Raw genomic sequence first — 19,167 nt, forward strand, 5'->3', positions numbered from 1 at the left:
GGCTGTTAGCCAAAAAAACCGCTTTTTTGCAATAATTCTTCTGTGATACCGCTACAACTTTTAGCCGCCGCATCACCCTTGATTAACCGCTCTATATAGCGAGCCAGCAAATCCACTTCCAAGTTGACTTTAGTTCCGACCACCGCATCGCCCAAGGTCGTTTCTTTGAGCGTATGCGGCACAATATTAACGCTGAACACCGCGCCATCGACTTCATTGACGGTCAGGCTAATGCCGTTGATACAAATAGAGCCTTTTTCGGCAATATATTTAGCCAGGTTATCGGGGGCTTTACAGGTAAAACGAAAGGAACGTCCATCTGCCTGCTTTTCCGTTATCGTACCGATACCATCGACATGACCGCTGACGATATGTCCGCCCAATCGGGCTGACGGTGTTAAGGCCAACTCCAGATTAACCGGCGTACCCACCATTGCGGTATTTAAAATGGTTCTGGACAAGGTTTCATTAGAAACATCGGCGCAAAAATGATTTTTACCTAACTCCACTGCGGTCAGGCATACACCGTTGACAGCAATACTGTCGCCCAACGCGACATCCTGCAGCGGTAATCTTCCGGTCGCCACGGTCAATCGACAATCACCGGCTTTCTGCTCGATTGCCGATATTTTTCCCACTGCCAAAATTATGCCTGTAAACATGGATGCCCTGTAATTAATTGTAGGGGCGAATTCATTCGCCCTCGGCGACTTAAGTCGCCTCCTACAATGGTGTATAAGTTAATTTTAAATCCGATCCGACCTGCCTGACATCACGCAGCTTTAACTGCTTTTTCTCGGCCATCTGCTGTAGTCCCGGCAGCTTAAATAAGCCACGACCTTGGTCGCCCAAAATACACGGAGCCATATAAATAATATATTCATCAACCAGTCCTTCAGTCAGTAATTCGCCATTCAGCACCGAACCCGACTCAACCAGCAGCTCATTGATTTGTTGTTGGCTTAAAAAATCCATCACCGCATGCAAGTCTAAACGCCCGTTTTTTCCGCCCAGTTTATAAACTTCAAAACCAGCCTGTTGCAACGCGCGTTGTTTTTGGGGATCATCTGCACAGGTTAAAATCAGACTGCGCCCCAGAAGTTTTGCCATTTTGGCGGTAACCGGCATGTTCAGATGAGTATCCAGCACCACCCGAAGCGGTTGTTCGACAACCCAGTCCACACGGGCATTCATCGACGGATCATCCGCCAATACGGTATTGATTCCGGTTAAAATTGCCGAACTCTCCGCTCTTAGGCGCTGCACATCGGCTCTAGCCTCGCTTCCCGTAATCCACTTGCTTTCACCTGACGCCATCGCGGTGCGACCATCCAGACTCATCGCCAACTTGCTGCGCACAAACGGGCGATTTTCCGTCATTCGTTTGATAAACCCGCGATTCAATGCTTGCGCATCTTCCTGCAATACGCCACAGCCCACCCCAATCCCAGCCGCCTTGAGCTTTTCCAGTCCGCTGCCGGACACCTGCGGATTGGGATCCTGCATAGCCGCAACAACCCGAGCGATTCCGGCGCTTATCAGCGCATCGCAACACGGCGGCGTTTTGCCCTGGTGGCTGCAAGGCTCCAGCGTTACATAGGCAGTTGCGCCTGTTGCATCCTGCACGTTTTTTAATGCCTCAACTTCTGCATGACCTAAGCCCGCTTTAGCATGCCAGCCTTCCCCGATCACCACACCGTCCCTGACTAAAACACAGCCTACACGGGGATTCGGATCGGTCGTATAACGGCCTTTTTTAGCCAACTGAATGGCTCGCGCCATAAAAAAAGCATCGCGCTGCGCTGACATTATTTTTGGCGCAAGTCTTCAATCATGTCGGTGAATTCACTGACGTCCTGAAAACTCCGATAAACCGAGGCAAAACGCACAAAAGCCACATGATCCAGCAAACTCAATTCTTTCATAACCTGCTCGCCCAATACCTGTGCCGATATTTCCCGCTCGCCCAATGCCCGTAAATCCTGTTTTATACGATTGATTGCCGCTTCAATATCATCGCTGCTTACCGGCCTTTTTTCCAGCGCTCTGAGCATGCCTGCGCGTAGTTTATTTTCCTCGAAAGGCTCACGCACCCCGTCACGCTTAACAATGCGAGGCAGCGTTAACTCAGCCACTTCGTGCGTAGTAAATCGTTCCTTACAAGCATAACACTCACGCCGACGGCGAACCTGATCACCGTCATTGGCCAATCTGGAATCAAGAACCCGCGTATCTTGTGCTCCGCAAAACGGACATCGCATAATTAAGCCACTGTTTTTTGTCTACCGGAAAATCGGCCTTCAATCTCGAAAACCGTTAATTTTATAACACTCTGCCGGTTATCTGTATTTTATTTTTCTAGACTATCCGGTAACCACGCTTATACTTACCCGATCACAGCGCACCCGAAATAGCCGAATGAAACAACAAGAAGGCGTCATAAAATATCAGTTAAATCATACCCATCAACCGATTAGCCATCCATGCTCATTAACCGACATCAACGCCTGGCGCACCATTGCCGTCCGGCTTGAGCTAATCGGACAAAGCCCTGAGCGATACCAGAATATCGGTTTTGGCAATATCAGCCAGAGAATCGCCCCTCACAGCGCTCAGTTCATCATCAGCGGCACCCAAACCGGGCATATTGAACAACTCAGCCCGGAGCATTATTGCCTGATTGTTAAAGCAGAGCCTCACCAAAACCGGATTCAATCCCGTGGTTTGTGCAAACCTTCGTCCGAATCCCTGTCCCACGCCGGCGTATACGCCCAGAACCCCGCTATTCAAGCCGTTATTCACGCACACAGCCCTGAAATCTGGCAACATACCGTAGCGCTGGGACTGCCCCACACTAGCGTTGACATTCCCTACGGCACAGTTGAAATGGCGATGGCTGTTGAACAATTATTTCAATCCGGCAAGCTGGCGCAAACCTCATTATTTACCCTGCTCGGGCATGAAGATGGGGTCATAGCTTTCGGCAGAAACATGGAGGAAGCGGCGTGGGAACTCATCAAACATTTATCGCTGGCTATCCGCATTGAACAACAGCGCATTAACCGATAAGATACACAGCTCTATCATTAGCAACTCTTAATAAAATATGCCGGAAATACTGATCTACACCACCAATATTTGCCCCTATTGCATTATGGCTAAACGCCTGCTAGACAAAAAAGGCCTACCCTATACAGAAATTAATGTAGATGCCAAACCCGGTTTAAGGGAAGAAATGATGCTCAAAACAAACCGCCGCACAGTTCCCCAAATCTATATCGGCGATTATCACGTCGGCGGCTTTGACGAACTGCATGCGCTGGAACAACAAAAGAAACTGGATGATTTGTTGGCGGCTGCGTAGACCGGGCACCCAAAGCAGGCGCTTTAGGTAACAGCTTTTCGTTACCCAATAACATGTCGGGCATAAACAGCATGCCCGAACTACAAACCCCTTAAAATATCATTTTTAATATCTTCAAGACTTTCCAATCCTACTGAAATCCTGACCAGGCCGTCCTTGATGCCGGCCGCCGCTCTGACTTCGGGCGCCAATCGACCATGGGTGGTAGTTGCAGGATGGGTGATGGTGGTTTTAACATCGCCAAGATTCGCGGTAATTGACAGCATTTCGGTTGCGTCGATCAGCTTCCAGGCGTGTTCTTTGCCGCCGACCAGCTCAAAACTGACGATGCCTCCGAAATGGCTTTGCTGCCGCTTGGCTAATTGGTGCTGGGCATGCGATGCCAAACCGGGATAATGCACTTTGGCGATACCGGGCTGTTGCTCCAGCCATTTGGCCAGTTCAAAAGCGCTATCGCAATGCGCTTTCATTCTGACCGCCAACGTTTCTAAGCCGGACAAAAACACCCAGGCATTGAAAGGACTCATGGTCGCGCCGCCGGTGCGCAGATACGGATAAATAAACTTTTCGATGATCTCATCGCTGGCAATGACCGCGCCGCCGACACAACGGCCCTGCCCGTCTATATATTTGGTTGCCGAATGGATCACAATATCCGCGCCCAGTTCGAAAGGTTTTTGCAACACCGGCGTACAAAAACAATTGTCAACAATCAACAAGCTACCGTGTTTATGGGCGATATCGGCAAGCGCCGCTATATCGGCAATTTCAATCAACGGATTCGACGGTGTTTCCAGAAACAGAAACCGGGTATTCGGTTTAATCGCCGCTTCCCAGGCTGCGGTATCGATCAGATCGACAAAATCGGTTTCAACCCCGAATTTGCTAAAATAATTTTGGAACATCAGCACGGTATTGCCGAACACGCCACGCGAACACAGCACATGATCACCGGCTTTAAGCAACCCCATGCCGACCGCCATAATGGCCGCCATCCCGGATGAAAATGCCAGGCATCGCTCACCTTTTTCCATGAGTGCCAGTCTTTCCTGAAAAGCATTAACGGTAGGATTGGTAAAACGGGAGTAAATGTTACCGGGTTTCTGCCCGGTAAAACGCAAAGCGGCCTCTTCGGCACTCTTGAACACATAACTGGAAGTCGCAAAAATCGGTATGCTATGCTCATCTTCATGAGTTCGCTTATGCCCGGCTCTGATCGCCTGAGTTTCCAGTGAATAGTCGTTCCAGTTAATATCTTTCATTCTTAATTAAACGCATTTGTTTGTTAACAAGATCAGGCAAAAAACCAGGCTTCAATACGGCCGATCTTCGCCCTTCGCCTTTAGCCTTGCCCCTCAATCCCCATTTTGCATGCCGATAATGAAATTTTCCGAGTTTCTGGTCAATTGTGCGTTGTCATTGCGCAACGCTTCGGTACGTTCCAGATAGGCGTCGTCAATATCACCGGTGACGTATTCATTACTAAAGCAGGAGGTATCGAAGTGCTTGATATCCGGATTACCTTTACGAACCGCATCAATCAGGTCGTTCAGTTCCTGATAAATCACCCGATCTGCGCCTATGGCGACTCGCACCTCGTCTTCGGTACGATTATGGGCAATCAACTCATGAGCGGCCGGCATATCGATGCCGTAAACATTGGGGAAGCGTACCGGCGGCGCAGCCGAGGCAAAATAGACTTTTTTAGCACCCGCATCTCTGGCCATTTGAATAATCTGCTCGGACGTTGTGCCTCTGACGATTGAATCATCAACCAACAATACATTCTTGCCTTCAAATTCGAGACTAATGGCGTTTAACTTTTGCCTGACCGATTTTTCCCTCATTTTCTGGCCCGGCATGATAAACGTCCGGCCAATATACCGGTTTTTTATAAAGCCTTCACGGTACTTCACACCCAGAATATTAGCCATCTGCAAAGCCGCTGTTCGGCTGGTGTCAGGAATGGGAATAATCACATCGATGTCATGATCAGGCCAGTCTCTTAGCACTTTTTTGGCTAACTTTTCACCCATACGCAGACGCGCTTTATACACCGATATACGATCAATAATCGAATCCGGCCTGGCAAGATAGACATACTCGAAAATACACGGACAATGATCCGTTTTCTCAGCACACTGTTTGGTATGCAATACGCCTGACTCTTCGATAAATACCGCTTCGCCGGGCTCAACGTCTCTAATCAGCTCAAAACCCAGGACATCCAGAGCGACACTTTCGGATGCAATCATGAATTCCGAACCTTGCTCGGATTTTTTTTCGCCAAACACGATAGGTCGAATGCCATGAGGATCCCTGAAACCTAAAATACCGAACCCAGCAATCATAACCACAACGGCATAGGCGCCACGACAGCGGCGATGAACGCCGGATACCGCTTGAAAAACGTCATCCACAGTTAAATGCAATTTACCTAAACTTTGCAGTTCATGAGCAAAAACATTCAACAAAACTTCAGAATCGGAATCGGTATTGATGTGCCGTTGATCTTCGATGAACAAAACCTTTTTTAGCTCTTCGGTATTGGTCAAATTGCCGTTATGCGCAAGCGTCAAGCCAAAAGGCGAGTTGACATAGAAAGGTTGCGCCTCTGCAGAACTGGTACAACCCGCCGTTGGATAACGAACGTGAGCAATACCCATATTGCCTTTTAATCTCAACATCTGGGCGTTAGTAAAAACATCACGGGTTAAGCCGTTTTCCTTGCGCAAATGTAGCCGTCCGGCCTCACAAGTCACAATGCCTGCAGCATCCTGACCCCTATGTTGCAGCACTGTCAGAGCATCATATAACTCTTGATTAACAGCCTGATGTGAAACGATAGCAGCAATACCACACATTATTTTTTAACCTGAATTGTTTGTAAGAATTAGCGAAAGAAATTATTGATAACTCATGTATTCGGCAACGGCTCCTGCGTCGCCTCGGCAATTGCTCCTGCATTGCTCTCGATCGCTGTTCCAGACGCGATTCTACCTCCCCCATCCGTGGGGTCGTACCTTCTGCATAACCCACAGGGATGTGGGGAATGCAGAGAAATGACGGGATCATTTCCTGTCCATGCAAGTCGTCCGCCATACCCTGACGGAAAATGATCTCGCAACCAAACAGCGAGCAATTGAAAAGGTAGAATGGTTGCCGATTCTGTCCACCAGAAAGCCTTGGGCAATGGTGTCAATCCCGCCAATATAATAACCACAGTAACGACGACCATGCCATGCACAACGCCAAAAACCATTTTACCGAAACGCTCCATAAGGATTAATCCGGTTTTTTTAAAAGAAAACCTATTAAACCGCCAAAGCTCAACGTAATAACAAATAAAACCACAAAAGAGGCAACTATTCCGGCTGACGGAGGCTGATAGTCGATTCCATACAAACAGCGACCTCCATGGATGGTGGAAGTGTCGCAAGCGGTATGGAACCGGTGCGACCGACCGCCATGGATGGTGGCCGCGACTGCTCCCGGCAGTCGTCGGCACTTCCTCCATCCGTGGAGGTCGGAAGTGCCGCAATCATTAATGCCAACGAGAAAACTTGCTTAACAGATCCTCGCAACAGCCCCATTGCCAAGAAAATAAAAACCAGCTCGATAAATGAAAAATCTACCCAGATCATGCTTTTATACTAACTACGCCGCTTTCCATCACTCAGACATCAAAACTGCCTTTATGTTCTTTTTATCCAGTCTTGCCTTCATTGCGGCCGCTTTTTTCTGGTCAAGTTCGGGACCTAGTCGCAGTCGATAGGTAATTCCCTTATCTGTTTGAACGGTATCCAGCGAAGCGGGTAAGCCTTGTTCGTTCAAGCTTTTCCAATAAGAAACTGCGTTTTCTTTTTTACTAAAACTACCGAGTTGAATATACCAACGCACTAATTTTGAACTCGCTTTCGCTGCAGCTACTGGCTTTTTTGCTTCCGCTACAACGGCAGCAAGATCCTTCGTGACACTAGAGGGTTTAGGCGTCGATTGCTTAACCGTCACTGGTGGTTGCACGGGCTTTTTAACCGTTACTGGCTTTATCGTCTCTATAACCTTCTGAACCTTTTCGGGTACCTTAACCACTGTTTTTATTTGAGAATCCCCCAGTTGAGTGCTTTCTCCGTCATCATCCGTAGCGTCTGCCGATAAAGGCTGCTCAACGAGATCTTTGGTATTGGCATCCTCGGTATAACCTTCGGATTCGGCATACAAAGACTCCCCTGAACGATCCTGTTTCTCAGGTTCTTCTTCTACACCGACACTCTCAGGAGTATCACTGGCATTTTCGATAGATAAAGGCTCAGGATCCGGCAATCCTAAAACCTGATCCGCACTGCTCGGCACAATCCGGCCATCTGAGCCTGGAGTAGGAATACTCAGTTCACTGACTAATTTGCCGCTATTATCGACAGGATCATCGAACAACATGGGGATAAAAATTGCACATAGGGCCGTAACAACGACCGCACCAATCAAACGTTGTTTTAATTCATGATCCATTTCGTCTACTCACTTATTCTCAAATTCAACCAAGCAATCAGATACCAAAAAGAAAGATCCAAAAACCAATAACAAATCACCTTCTTTTGACTGGTTTTTTGCCGCAGCAAATGCTTCAGTAAAACCAGAAAAACCAAAAGAAACCCTGGACACCGAACTTTGTGAAAAAATCTCACGCATAACCGGTTCCGTAACCGCTCTAGAATTTGCCAAAGGCGCAAAAAACCAGTCGTAAACCACCAGATTCATAATTTCAAGGACTCCCGCTATGTCCTTGTCTTTCATCATTGAAAAAACAGCATGAATGCGTCTTCCGGGAAAAACAGCCGTCACGTAATCAACCAATGTTCGGACTGCCTGAGGGTTATGCCCCACATCCAGCAATACCGGAATTTCGCCGTCAATCAATTGAAATCGACCCGCTAACTGGACATTTTCCAGTCCCTGCTTAATCGATGCTTCAGTAACCGGCAAAACCTCAGCCATCTTGGTCACCGCTAAAATAACCGCCGAGGCATTACGATACTGATGCTCACCTTTTAATCCCGGCTCAGGCAATTGTAACATTTGCCGGTCGGCAGAGAACCAATCCCATCCTGTCGTCTGCTTTTTATAACCAAAATCTTTACCGAGGCAATACAGCAGGGTATGCTGTTCAAGGGCGCTCTGTGTTAATGATTTAGGGGGTTCGGAATCGCCGATGACAGCGGGAATTCCCGCTCGAAAAATACCGGCTTTTTCTCGTCCGATGGCTTCTCGCGTACCGCCCAGCCATTCAATATGATCAATACTGATACTGGTGATCAATGCCACATCGGGATCGACAATATTAACGGCATCCAATCGCCCGCCCAAACCAACCTCAAGCAATTGAATATCGACTCCGGCACGGAAAAATATATCCAATGCGGCCAGTGTACCAAATTCAAAGTAGCTTAATGAAGTATTGCCTCGTACCGACTCTATTCTTGCAAATGCCTCGCAAATTTTGTCATCCGACACCGGTTTGCCGTCAATTTTTATTCTTTCATTATATTTCAGGATATGCGGCGACGTATAAGCTCCTACCCGATAGCCTTGCGCCGTGTAAATAGCCTCAAGATAAGCAACAGACGAGCCTTTGCCATTGGTTCCGGCGACCGTAATCGTTGGAGGCTTGGCATAATCGGGATTAAGTGCATCAAAGACCAGTGCCGCCCGCTCCAAACCCAAATCAATGACTAAAGGATGCAAGCTTTCCTGCCACTTCAACCAAGCCTCTAGCGAATCAAAACGTCTCATTAACCGACAATAATATCAGTCTTCCTGAGTCGAGTGATGCAGGGCATCATCCGCTTCAACTTCAAGTCCCCCCTTACCTTCGGCTTCCCCCGCTGTCAAAAGGGAAGAGCTTGCAAGGGGAATTTGCGGTGCTGCAATGTTTCTACCCGCCATCAGCAGCGCCAAGATACCGGCAATCTTATCGCGCATTTCACGTCGATCGATAATCATATCGATAGCGCCATGCTCCTGTAAAAACTCGCTACGCTGAAAGCCTTCCGGCAGTTTTTCACGAACGGTTTGCTCGATGACCCGGGGCCCTGCAAAACCGATCAAGGCATTGGGTTCGGCAATATTAATGTCGCCCAGCATAGCCAAACTGGCTGAAACCCCGCCCATCGTCGGGTCGGTCATGAACGATATATACGGAAGACCGGCATCGGATAATTTGGCCAATACCGCACTGGTTTTGGCCATCTGAAACAATGAAAACAGCGACTCCTGCATACGTGCGCCGCCGCTGGCCGTAAACACAATAAACGGAACGCCCAGCTCCAGACTTTTGTTGACGCCACGAACAAATTTTTCGCCGACCACAGACCCCATTGATCCCCCCATAAAGCCGAAATCAAAAGCCGCAGCAACAATATCCTGACCTTTTAGCTGACCTTTGATCACTACCAGCGCATCATTTTCTTTCGTCTGTTTTTGCGCCTGGGTAATTCTGTCTTTATATTTCTTACTGTCTTTGAATTTTAAGGGGTCGATAGGCTTAACATGCTTACCTATTTCTTCATGATCGCCCTCATCCAGAAACATGGTCAACCGCGTTCTGGCCGAAATCCGCATGTGATGCTCACATTTTGGGCAAACGCTGAAATTTCTTTCCAGCTCCGTGTTGTAAAGAATCGCATTGCAACTCGGGCACTTATTCCACAATCCTTCAGGTACAGTGCCTTTTTTATTCGACCCTTCCGTTCTAATTGTTGAAGGGATTAACTTTTCAAACCAACTCATTCATCTGCCCTTTAGTGTTGCTGTTGTTTGATGGGGCTCCTTACGTCAGCCCATCCTAGCCATCTATCCTTTAGTTATCCATTGCCTGGCGCATGGCGACCAACAAATCGACTATCTCTCTTTTGGCACGCTCCGGATCATCCAGATTCGCCTCAATTTTGCTGATCAGGGCGCTGCCGACAACCACTCCGTCACCCAAACTGGCAACCGTCTTTGCTGTTTGCGCGTCCTTGACGCCAAAACCGATAGCCACAGGCAGACGGGTATTCGTCTTGATTTGCTTAAGCTTGGCTTCGACATCGGCAACATTTAAATGTCCGGCACCGGTCACGCCTTTCAGTGAAACGTAATAAAGATAACCTGAACCCGCGGCATCCATCTTTTTAATGCGCTCATCGGTGCTGTTGGGCGCCAATAAAAAAATCGGATCAATGTCGCGCGCCTTTAACAAGGCTACGCATTCTTCCGCCTCTTCAGGCGGCAAATCAACCGTTAAAACGCCGTCAATCTCGGCGCGTTGGGCAGCATTGGCAAAATCTTCATAACCCATGGCTTCAATAGGATTCACATAGCCCATTAGCACAACTGGGGTTTGTTGATTGGTTTTTCTAAATTCTGTCGCAATCGCCAATACGCGTCTTAAGCTCATTTTATAGCCTAAAGCGCGCTCACTGGCTCGCTGAATAACCGGTCCATCCGCCATAGGATCGGAAAACGGTACACCCAACTCAATCACATCGGCACCCGCCTCAACCATCGCATGCATCAGCGGTAAGGTGAACTCGGGGTTAGGATCGCCTGCGGTAATAAACGGAATTAACGCCTTCCGGCCTGTTTTGGCTAACGCTTCAAATGTTGCAGTTAATCGGCTCACAGTTCTATTCCCTCGCGTTGCGCCATGGTTTGCATATCTTTATCGCCGCGACCTGACAAGCAGACGATGATAATTTCGTCTTTTTTCATGGTTGGCGCCAGCTTCATCGTGTAAGCCATTGCATGACTCGATTCCAATGCAGGAATAATGCCTTCCATTCGAGTTAATGCGTGGAAACCTTCCAGCGCCTCGGTATCGGTAATATTGACATATTCAGCCCTGCCGGTATCTTTCAACCAAGCATGTTCGGGGCCTACGCCAGGGTAATCCAAACCGGCCGAAATGGAGTGCGTCTCGATAATTTCACCATCGTCATCTTCCATTAAATAAGTGCGATTGCCATGCAATACGCCGGGACGACCTGCGCATAACGGTGCAGAATGACGCCCGGTTTCAATGCCGTCGCCCGCCGCTTCAACACCGATCATTTTTACCGAACGGTCATCTATAAACGGATAAAACAAACCGATGGCGTTTGATCCGCCGCCGACACAGGCGACCAGCGCATCCGGCAAGCGTCCGACTTGATCCAGGCATTGTTGCTTCGCTTCGCGGCCGATGATGGCCTGAAAATCCCTAACCATCGCAGGATAGGGATGCGGACCTGCAACGGTACCGATGATATAAAAGGTATTGTCGACATTGGTCACCCAGTCTCTGAGCGCTTCGTTCAACGCATCTTTTAAGGTTTTTGAGCCGGATTCAACGGGAATCACTGTTGCGCCCAATAGTTTCATTCGATACACATTTAAAGACTGCCGGACAACATCGACAGCGCCCATGTAAATCACGCACTCCAGACCCAATCTGGCGGCAACGGTCGCTGTCGCAACACCATGCTGACCGGCTCCGGTTTCAGCGATAATGCGCGTCTTGCCCATACGTTTGGCCAATAAAGCCTGTCCAACCGTGTTGTTTATTTTATGTGCGCCGGTATGATTAAGGTCTTCGCGTTTCAGATAAATCTGTGCGCCGCCCAACTCGCGACTCCATCGTTCAGCGTGATATAGAGGCGACGGCCTGCCTACGTAATGGGTTAAATCGGCATCCAGTTCCGCTATGAATTCAGGATCTTTTAAATACTGCTGGTATGCAGCATTCAATTCCTGAATCGGCAGCATCAATGTTTCTCCAACAAACATTCCGCCGTAAGGGCCAAAGTGTCCCCGCTCATCGGGCATATTATATTTTTCTGTCATAGTAGTATTCTGTCACCCTCATTAACTTCACGTATGAATGCCGCCATTTTTAGCGCACCCTTAACACCTTTTTCTACTTCTACACCGCTGCTGACATCCACAGCATAGGGCCTGACTGTCTGCACCGCCTGCCTGGCATTATTCTCATCCAAACCACCCGCCAACACGATAGGCAACTGACAATGCTCAGGAATTCTGTTCCAATCAAATCGGCTACCCGTACCGCCTTTCGCTCCCGGATGATAAGCATCCAACAGCAATCCTGCCGCATCATGATAGTGTAAAGCCAGACCTGGAATATCGATACCATCCTGCATCCGCAGCGCTTTCATATAACGTTTGCCATATAACCTGCAAGCATCGGCCGGCTCATCACCATGAAATTGCAGGCAATCTACCGGTACCTGCGCCAAAACCTCGTGTATCCGTGACTCCTGCTCATCGACAAACAAAGCGACGACCGTAACAAACGCCGGCAAGGCCTTAACAATTTCAACCGCTTGTTCAATACCGACATGTCTTGGACTGGGCGGATAAAACACCAAACCAATGGCATCGACGCCTAATTGAGCCGCACAAACGGCATCTTCAACACGGGTAAAACCGCAAATTTTAACGCGAGTTCGCATAAAGTGATATGAGAATTTAACCAAAAAAAGCTAGCCGCCTAGAATACCATAAAACAATGCGACTTAGACTACCAACTTAAGCCGGGACCAGCCTAAGGTTATAAGCCGTTCGTGGTGAGTCTTTCGGTTACACTCAGGTGAACGACTAAGCCTGCCACTTGCTCTTAAGTGGGAAGCCAATTTCTGCCGGGCTTACTTCGCGCGCCACTCGACTTCATTAGTGCTGATGAGTATGCTCATGTCCATGCTCATGCTCATGAGAGCCAGGAACTTCAATCTGAAGCGACTTAACGGCCACACCATATTGATAAACCATCAATCCGCCTAGATCGGCGCCTAATACCATTAACCCAAACAATAACGTCGCTAATGCCAGAAAAAAGCAATTAGCCAGGCCTTCAATCACACCGCCACTGATTGCCCGCCAAGCTGATAATAAAATCGCCAAACAAAGTACCGCTACACCAAAATTCTTATGCCGTTCCACAATGCCATGAACCTCCTCTCCATGTGCTACGGAACCGGCCGCACTGAAACCGGCAATCACTGTAAAGACGGCGGCGACGGCGCCCAAGTACAACAACCAACCGGCAACGTTACGCCAATGTTGTTTTTTGACCAGCGTACCGATCATGTCCAAAGCAAAAAAAGCCGATAACAATGCAATAGGAAAATGCACCAGCACTGGATGGATATTATCCATGCTGGAAAGACCCGGCATTAATGTCGAAAAAACATCTGCCGAATCACGCGTTGAAAGTCCCTCAAAAAAAACCAGCAGACTAGAAACGCTGTCGGCAACACCACCGCCGTGATCGGCTCCGCCATGAATTTGAAAAGACAAAAAATTATTCATATCAATCATCACTATTATTTACAAAGGAAAACAATCTACTTGATATTTGGGCAATTGCAAATAAGTAAGAAACATTACAACGCGGCTAATCCTGGAAAGACGAAAAAGGCTAAAAGCACAAGGCAAAGGACGAGAGCAAGTCTCCAGTTACAAAAACCGACTAAGTTTTCTCATTTCTTAACACCCATTAAACCCAACAAGCCCTGCATCAACATCAAAGGTGTAGGTGGGCAACCGGGAATCACCGCATCGACCGGAATGACATTGGATACCGCTCCGCAACTGGCATAAGACACACCGAATTCGCCGCCGCAAGCTGCGCAATCACCGACGGCAATCACCCATTTCGGATTCGGTGTCGCTTCATAAGTGCGCAGTAATGCAGTTTGCATGTGTCTTGAAACCGGTCCTGTGACCAATAGCACGTCGGCATGCCTGGGGGATGCCACAAAATGAACGCCGAAACGTTCAATATCGTAAAAGGGATTGTTCAATGCGTGAATTTCCAGTTCGCAGCCGTTACAGGAACCCGCATCGACAGCGCGTATGGCAATGCTGCCGGAAAATTTCTTGTCGATATACCGTTTGATGTGGACGCCCAACTGCTCCAGTTCATCATCTTTGGGCATGGTAAGTTGTTCAGTGACGACACCCGTGGCCAGGATTTTTTTAAAAATTCTCAGCATGTTCCCTTCCTATAAATCATTGCCTGAATAAGAGCCATTCAGGGATTTGTTGCACACAGGAAAATCCGGCACGATATTATTCAGCACCAGTTTTTCCAACGCAGGCCAGTTCAATTGACTGGGGTCGCGCGGATAAAAACGGGCGATTTTGTTATCGGCATCAAAACGAATGTAGCTGATAATTTCGCCGCGCCAGCCTTCAACAATACCCAAACCTTCACTACCTGCAAGTGGTGTTTTCCATTCGCTTCGTATGTCACCGGCAGCCAGTTGGTCGATGAAATTTTCGATCAGCCGCAAAGCCGTCCTGATCTCCTTGTATCTAACCCAAAACCGAGAGGCAATATCGCCTTGTGTTTCCAGCGCGACCTTAACGGTTACCCGATTATAAGGCGCATAGGGCGCATCGCGGCGTAGATCAAAATCCTGTCCGCTGGCGCGGCCGACATAACCTAAGGTTCCAAATGCGGCGGCGATTTCTTCAGACAGAAAACCGGCCGTATACAGCCGGTCTTCCAGCGAAGAATTGAGATCCAGCACGAGTATGACTTCCGCCAGTTCCATTCTTAATTCGGCTATATCCTTCTTGATCAGGGCGCAGGATTCATCCGACAGATCACACGCAACGCCGCCGGGAATAATTTTATCCATCAACAGGCGATGGCCGAACACCATTGCATTGGTGCGCAGCCAAAGTTCGCGCAAGCGGGTCAACTGCATTTGCGCGAATACAAAAGCGACATCATTACAGATCCCACCTATATCGCCGAGATGGTTGGCGACGCGTTCCCGTTCGGCCAGAATACCGCGTATCAACGCGGCGCGAGCTGGGATTTCAATGCCCGCTGCTTGCTCCATTGCCATACAGGCGGCCCAGCAATGTCCGACCGTGGTATCGCCGGAAACACGCCCCGCCAGCCTGGCCAAAGATTCGGGTTCCCTGCCTTCGGCAATTTTTTCTATGCCTTTATGCACATAGCCCAAACGTTCTTCCAGGTTTAGGATCAGTTCGCCGACTGCCTGAAAGCGGAAATGCCCAGGCTCGATAATGCCGGCATGCACCGGTCCAACAGGAATCTCATACACGCCCTGCCCGTAGGCTTTAATAAACGGATAATCCCTATCGGGCGGCGTGATACCTACCGGCGTACCCTGAACCGGAAAATCTTTGCGCAACGGATAGTTTTTTTCAATCCAGGCTTGATGCCGCGTCCAGCGCCTGTTATCGGGATGCCCAATAAATTTGATCCCGAACAGGTCTTGCGTATGACGTTCGCTGCGATTGGCCGCTGGATAAACCGTGGCTTGGCTGGGCAATTCGGGATTTGAGTCACCAATGATGGTGCGCAACAGTACATACTCGCCGTGCTTCTCAAAACAGGCATTGATGAAAAACTGTTTATCGAGTTGTTCCGCCCATCCGGCAGCCCATCGCAGGTTTTGCTGTACAGCCAGCTCTGCAAAGCGCTGCCAAGCGTAGCTTTCGATTTGCCACAGTGTGGCCGAGGCTATATCGATATGGGTAACGGTAATATTCGTACTGACTCGAATTAAAAAATCCGCTGTCCAGTTTGAACGACTCATAATGGCGTACTCCCGGAAATTAATAGCGTCGCCTGTGAAAACCAGTGCGCCAGAAAGCCGGGGATAGCCAGACCCAGCCAAAGCACCAAGGCAAGGTGTATCGTCACCGGCCATAAATTGGCTTTAATCGGATTCTGCCCTTCGGGTCTGTCGCCGTAAACCATCGGCTGGATATGCCGAAACAGTCCGGCAAAGGCGATGCCGATCCCCAGCAGCAGCGGTAGCGTCAACCACGGATAACTGTGCATGGTCGCCAACAGCACCAGAAATTCGCTGGTGAAGACGCCAAACGGTGGAAATCCGGCAATGGAAATGGTGCCGATCAACAGCCCCCAACCAATCTTGGGCTGGGTTTTAATCAGGCCGCGTATCTGGTCTATACGCTGGGTTCCGGCAAGCTGCGCCGCATAACCTACCGTCACAAAAATGGCCGACTTGGTCAGTGAATGCACGGTCATGTGCAGCAAGGCGGCAAAAGTGGCTAGCGGGCCGCCGATACCGAAGGCAAACGTCATCAGCCCCATGTGCTCGATGGATGAGTAACTGAACAGCCTTTTAATATCTTTTTGCCGGTGCAGCAGTATGGCAGCGACCAGAAACGACAGCATGCCGAAGCCCATCATTAAATAACCGGCCATATTGGCATCTGTCGCTCTATCTACCAGCATTTTACTGCGTACTACCGCGTATAAAGCATCGTTTAACAGCAATCCCGACAATACCGCCGACATCGGCGTAGGCCCCTCGGAATGGGCATCCGGCAACCAGTTATGTAAAGGTACCAGACCGATTTTGGTGCCGTAACCAATCAGTAAAAAAACAAAGGCAATATTAAGAATTTCAGGATTTAATTGGTCGGCATTTTCGTAAAGCACCGACCACAGCAAGGCATTTTCCCCATCGCCGATCTGCACTGCAGCGTAATACAGCAAAATAGTGCCGAACAGCGCCTGGGCAATACCCACGCCGCACAAAATAAAATATTTCCACGCCGCCTCGATAGACTCCGGGGTGCGATACAGACTAACCAGCAAGACGGTTGCCAGCGTCGCTCCTTCCATCGCCACCCACATGATGCCCATATTATTGGTGGTCAATACCAGATACATGGCCAGCATAAAACCCTGAAACATCGAATGATACAGCTTTAAGCGCCCATCACTCAGCTTGCCGATATCCTTTTCATGCACCATATAGGGCGAGGAAAATATCGACGTGGTGAAGCCGACAAAAGCGGTTAACACAATCAAATACACATTAAACGGATCGATTAAAAAAGCCTTGTCTGTTGAAATTATCGTACCCTGATTAAGTACATTAATCGCAAGCCAGATAGTGGCCAGCAACGTCATGCCGTTGAAGCGGACATTCATTTTTCCGGTGTCTTCTCGGTGTCCAGACAGCGCAAAATAGAGTATGCCGACTAACGGTATCAATAAGACCAAATAGACGGCAATCATTTATCCACCTCGTGTAACTTGTTTAACAGATCGACATCCAGCGAATCAATACTGGTGCGGATGTGCAGGAAAAAGATGCCGAACAGCACCGCCGCCACCAGTACGTCGAAGGCAATACCCAGTTCAACCACCATCGGCATACCATTAGTGGCAACAATGGCTGCGAAAAACAAACCGTTTTCTATCGACATAAAGCCAACCACATGGGCGATAGCCTGCCGATGCGAAATCATTAACAACATGCCTAGCAGCATCACCGAAAGACTGACGGCCAAAGCATTCAGCATGACCACCGATGAGGATTGCACAATAGGGTGCAGCACGTAATAACTGAAGACCATCAGACTGGCCCCGCCCATCATCACCACGGTATTATTTTTTAAGGCTTCAATATCGCGATGCATAGCCATTTTTAAAACCTGCCGCCTCAACATCCACGGGATAAAAATAACTTTCAGCAGCAAAGTCAGCACCGCAGAAATATACAGATGATGGCTATCCAGACTGTATGCCGCCAATACCGTGGTCAAGGTTAATAAAAAACCCTGCAGCGCAAAGACAAAAATCAGCCGCAGCAACCGTCCCTGCCCTAACATAAGAAACGAGGTAAGCCCGACCAATGCCGCCATCGATAAAATCGCCTGCGTATAAAAATCTAATTGTTCAATGTTCATGATTAAGACTCAAGGTTAAAGGTGCAAGGCGAAAGGAGGAATACGATGCGCGGTTTTTGCCTTGCACCTTGATCACTCATCACCTCGATGCCTCTAAAATGATGTGGCTTAACATTCCCAGCAAGCCTAACAAATAGGCAAAACTGAGGTATTCCTGCACCCGAAACAGGCGCATTTTTGCAACCAGCGTTTCCGCTATCGCCAGAAAAATCGCCAGCACCGCAAGCTTGCCCATGATAGCCAGCAAGCCATAGCCTAACGCTTGGATGCTAAGGGTTTCGGCAATGCCCCAAGGGAAAAAGATATTGGCAATCAGGACACCATACAACATCAACTTCAACTGACTTGCCCACTCGATCAACGCTAAATGGCGACCGCTGTATTCAAGAATCATCGCTTCATGAATCATGGTCAACTCCAGATGCGTCGCCGGATTATCCACCGGAATGCGACCGGTTTCGGCAATGGCAACCAGTATCAACGCAGCCAAAGCAAATACAAACGAAGGCCGTAAAACCAAACCTTCACCGAGCACATGAGCGATAGCAAAGGATAAGTTGGTCGTCGATGCCGCCATGGTCAGGGTAAAAATAGCCATCAACATCGCCGGTTCCGCCAGCGATGAAATAGTCATTTCCCGAGATGAGCCCATGCCACCGAACGCGGTACCAACGTCTAGACCTGCCAACGCCAGAAAAAACCGGGCAAAGGCAAAAAAACCCACCATCACAATGACATCGGCGCTGGCCGAAGTCGGCAAATCAACGGCAATCAGCGGCACAACGGTTGCTGCCAGCACCGTTGCCGAAAAAATAATGTACGGCGCTTTGGTAAATAACCATGAAGCCTGTTCCGAGACTACCGGTTGTTTATAGGTTAATTTAAGCAAATCCCGGTAAGGCTGAAAAATAGACGGCGCTTTGCGGTTCTGTAACCGGCATTTGCAGCATTTGACCCAGCCGGCCAATAACGGCGCCAGGATGACAAACAAGGTGGTTTGTAACACGGCTATTAACCAATTCATCGCATTTCTCCATACTGTGGAGGCGACTTTA

The 19,167-nt window shown here is 48.8% G+C and carries 21 protein-coding genes; 2 read left to right on the forward strand and 19 right to left on the reverse strand.

The window, feature by feature from the left end:
- Positions 1–5: 5 nt before the first annotated feature.
- The 3 genes from ABXJ76_RS12130 to nrdR all read right to left on the reverse strand — a co-directional run bounded on the left by ABXJ76_RS12130 (position 6) and on the right by nrdR (position 2,261).
- Positions 6–662, reverse strand: coding sequence for a riboflavin synthase (locus ABXJ76_RS12130; protein WP_432740793.1), 657 nt, complete (start codon positions 660–662; stop codon positions 6–8).
- Positions 663–723: 61 nt separating this feature from the next.
- Complete coding sequence (gene ribD, locus ABXJ76_RS12135; RefSeq protein ID WP_432740794.1) at positions 724–1,809, reverse strand: bifunctional diaminohydroxyphosphoribosylaminopyrimidine deaminase/5-amino-6-(5-phosphoribosylamino)uracil reductase RibD; 1,086 nt, start codon at positions 1,807–1,809, stop codon at positions 724–726.
- The gene (nrdR, locus tag ABXJ76_RS12140) at positions 1,809–2,261 is read right to left on the reverse strand and encodes a transcriptional regulator NrdR (RefSeq protein ID WP_432740796.1); all 453 of its coding nucleotides are present in this window, start codon (positions 2,259–2,261) and stop codon (positions 1,809–1,811) included. Before nrdR ends, ribD begins: the two co-directional genes overlap by 1 nt.
- A gap of 157 nt (positions 2,262–2,418) precedes the next feature.
- Between nrdR and ABXJ76_RS12145 the strand changes: the two genes are divergently transcribed.
- A complete protein-coding gene (locus ABXJ76_RS12145) occupies positions 2,419–3,069 on the forward strand; it encodes a class II aldolase/adducin family protein (protein ID WP_432740797.1) in 651 nt (216 codons plus the stop codon).
- A gap of 37 nt (positions 3,070–3,106) precedes the next feature.
- A complete protein-coding gene (gene grxC / locus ABXJ76_RS12150; protein ID WP_432740798.1) occupies positions 3,107–3,364 on the forward strand; it encodes a glutaredoxin 3 in 258 nt (85 codons plus the stop codon).
- 80 nt (positions 3,365–3,444) lie between these two features.
- Here the strand turns inward: grxC and ABXJ76_RS12155 are convergent, their stop codons facing one another.
- The 16 genes from ABXJ76_RS12155 to ABXJ76_RS12230 form a co-directional block, all read right to left on the reverse strand.
- Entirely contained in the window at positions 3,445–4,626 is a 1,182-nt protein-coding gene (locus ABXJ76_RS12155; RefSeq protein ID WP_432740800.1) for an O-succinylhomoserine sulfhydrylase, read from the reverse strand.
- A gap of 93 nt (positions 4,627–4,719) precedes the next feature.
- On the reverse strand, positions 4,720–6,228 hold the full coding sequence (gene purF / locus ABXJ76_RS12160) for an amidophosphoribosyltransferase (protein WP_432740802.1): 1,509 nt from the start codon (positions 6,226–6,228) through the stop codon (positions 4,720–4,722).
- A gap of 53 nt (positions 6,229–6,281) precedes the next feature.
- The gene (locus tag ABXJ76_RS12165) at positions 6,282–6,644 is read right to left on the reverse strand and encodes a hypothetical protein (protein WP_432740803.1); all 363 of its coding nucleotides are present in this window, start codon (positions 6,642–6,644) and stop codon (positions 6,282–6,284) included.
- An 85-nt stretch (positions 6,645–6,729) separates the two neighbouring features.
- Positions 6,730–7,008: a hypothetical protein gene (locus ABXJ76_RS12170; RefSeq protein ID WP_432740805.1), complete on the reverse strand. Its 279-nt coding sequence runs from the start codon at positions 7,006–7,008 to the stop codon at positions 6,730–6,732.
- 28 nt (positions 7,009–7,036) lie between these two features.
- Positions 7,037–7,873, reverse strand: a complete 837-nt coding sequence (locus tag ABXJ76_RS12175) for an SPOR domain-containing protein (RefSeq protein WP_432740806.1) — start codon at positions 7,871–7,873, stop codon at positions 7,037–7,039.
- A 9-nt stretch (positions 7,874–7,882) separates the two neighbouring features.
- Positions 7,883–9,154, reverse strand: a complete 1,272-nt coding sequence (gene folC, locus ABXJ76_RS12180; RefSeq protein ID WP_432740807.1) for a bifunctional tetrahydrofolate synthase/dihydrofolate synthase — start codon at positions 9,152–9,154, stop codon at positions 7,883–7,885.
- Positions 9,155–9,169: 15 nt separating this feature from the next.
- Positions 9,170–10,150, reverse strand: a complete 981-nt coding sequence (accD, locus tag ABXJ76_RS12185; protein ID WP_432740808.1) for an acetyl-CoA carboxylase, carboxyltransferase subunit beta — start codon at positions 10,148–10,150, stop codon at positions 9,170–9,172.
- A gap of 70 nt (positions 10,151–10,220) precedes the next feature.
- Positions 10,221–11,024, reverse strand: a complete 804-nt coding sequence (gene trpA / locus ABXJ76_RS12190; protein WP_432740809.1) for a tryptophan synthase subunit alpha — start codon at positions 11,022–11,024, stop codon at positions 10,221–10,223.
- Positions 11,021–12,223 carry a tryptophan synthase subunit beta gene (gene trpB, locus ABXJ76_RS12195; RefSeq protein ID WP_432740810.1) on the reverse strand — a complete coding sequence of 401 codons (1,203 nt, stop codon included), beginning with the start codon at positions 12,221–12,223 and terminating at the stop codon, positions 11,021–11,023. Before trpB ends, trpA begins: the two co-directional genes overlap by 4 nt.
- Positions 12,220–12,852, reverse strand: coding sequence for a phosphoribosylanthranilate isomerase (locus tag ABXJ76_RS12200; protein ID WP_432740811.1), 633 nt, complete (start codon positions 12,850–12,852; stop codon positions 12,220–12,222). Before ABXJ76_RS12200 ends, trpB begins: the two co-directional genes overlap by 4 nt.
- A 217-nt stretch (positions 12,853–13,069) precedes the next feature.
- Positions 13,070–13,708, reverse strand: coding sequence for a DUF2231 domain-containing protein (locus ABXJ76_RS12205; protein ID WP_432740812.1), 639 nt, complete (start codon positions 13,706–13,708; stop codon positions 13,070–13,072).
- A 170-nt stretch (positions 13,709–13,878) separates the two neighbouring features.
- Positions 13,879–14,394, reverse strand: a complete 516-nt coding sequence (locus ABXJ76_RS12210; RefSeq protein WP_432740814.1) for an NADH-quinone oxidoreductase subunit B family protein — start codon at positions 14,392–14,394, stop codon at positions 13,879–13,881.
- A 9-nt stretch (positions 14,395–14,403) separates the two neighbouring features.
- Positions 14,404–15,978, reverse strand: coding sequence for an NADH-quinone oxidoreductase subunit C (locus tag ABXJ76_RS12215; protein ID WP_432740816.1), 1,575 nt, complete (start codon positions 15,976–15,978; stop codon positions 14,404–14,406).
- Positions 15,975–17,438 carry a hydrogenase 4 subunit F gene (locus ABXJ76_RS12220; protein ID WP_432740818.1) on the reverse strand — a complete coding sequence of 488 codons (1,464 nt, stop codon included), beginning with the start codon at positions 17,436–17,438 and terminating at the stop codon, positions 15,975–15,977. The genes ABXJ76_RS12215 and ABXJ76_RS12220 overlap by 4 nt, the downstream gene beginning before the upstream one ends.
- Positions 17,435–18,112, reverse strand: coding sequence for a formate hydrogenlyase (locus ABXJ76_RS12225; protein ID WP_432740820.1), 678 nt, complete (start codon positions 18,110–18,112; stop codon positions 17,435–17,437). Before ABXJ76_RS12225 ends, ABXJ76_RS12220 begins: the two co-directional genes overlap by 4 nt.
- Before the next feature lie 79 nt (positions 18,113–18,191).
- On the reverse strand, positions 18,192–19,136 hold the full coding sequence (locus tag ABXJ76_RS12230) for a respiratory chain complex I subunit 1 family protein (protein WP_432740822.1): 945 nt from the start codon (positions 19,134–19,136) through the stop codon (positions 18,192–18,194).
- Positions 19,137–19,167 lie beyond the last annotated feature (31 nt).

The organism is Methylobacter arcticus (assembly GCF_050917435.1).
In the GTDB taxonomy this organism is placed as follows: Bacteria; Pseudomonadota; Gammaproteobacteria; order Methylococcales; family Methylomonadaceae; genus Methylobacter_A; species Methylobacter_A titanis.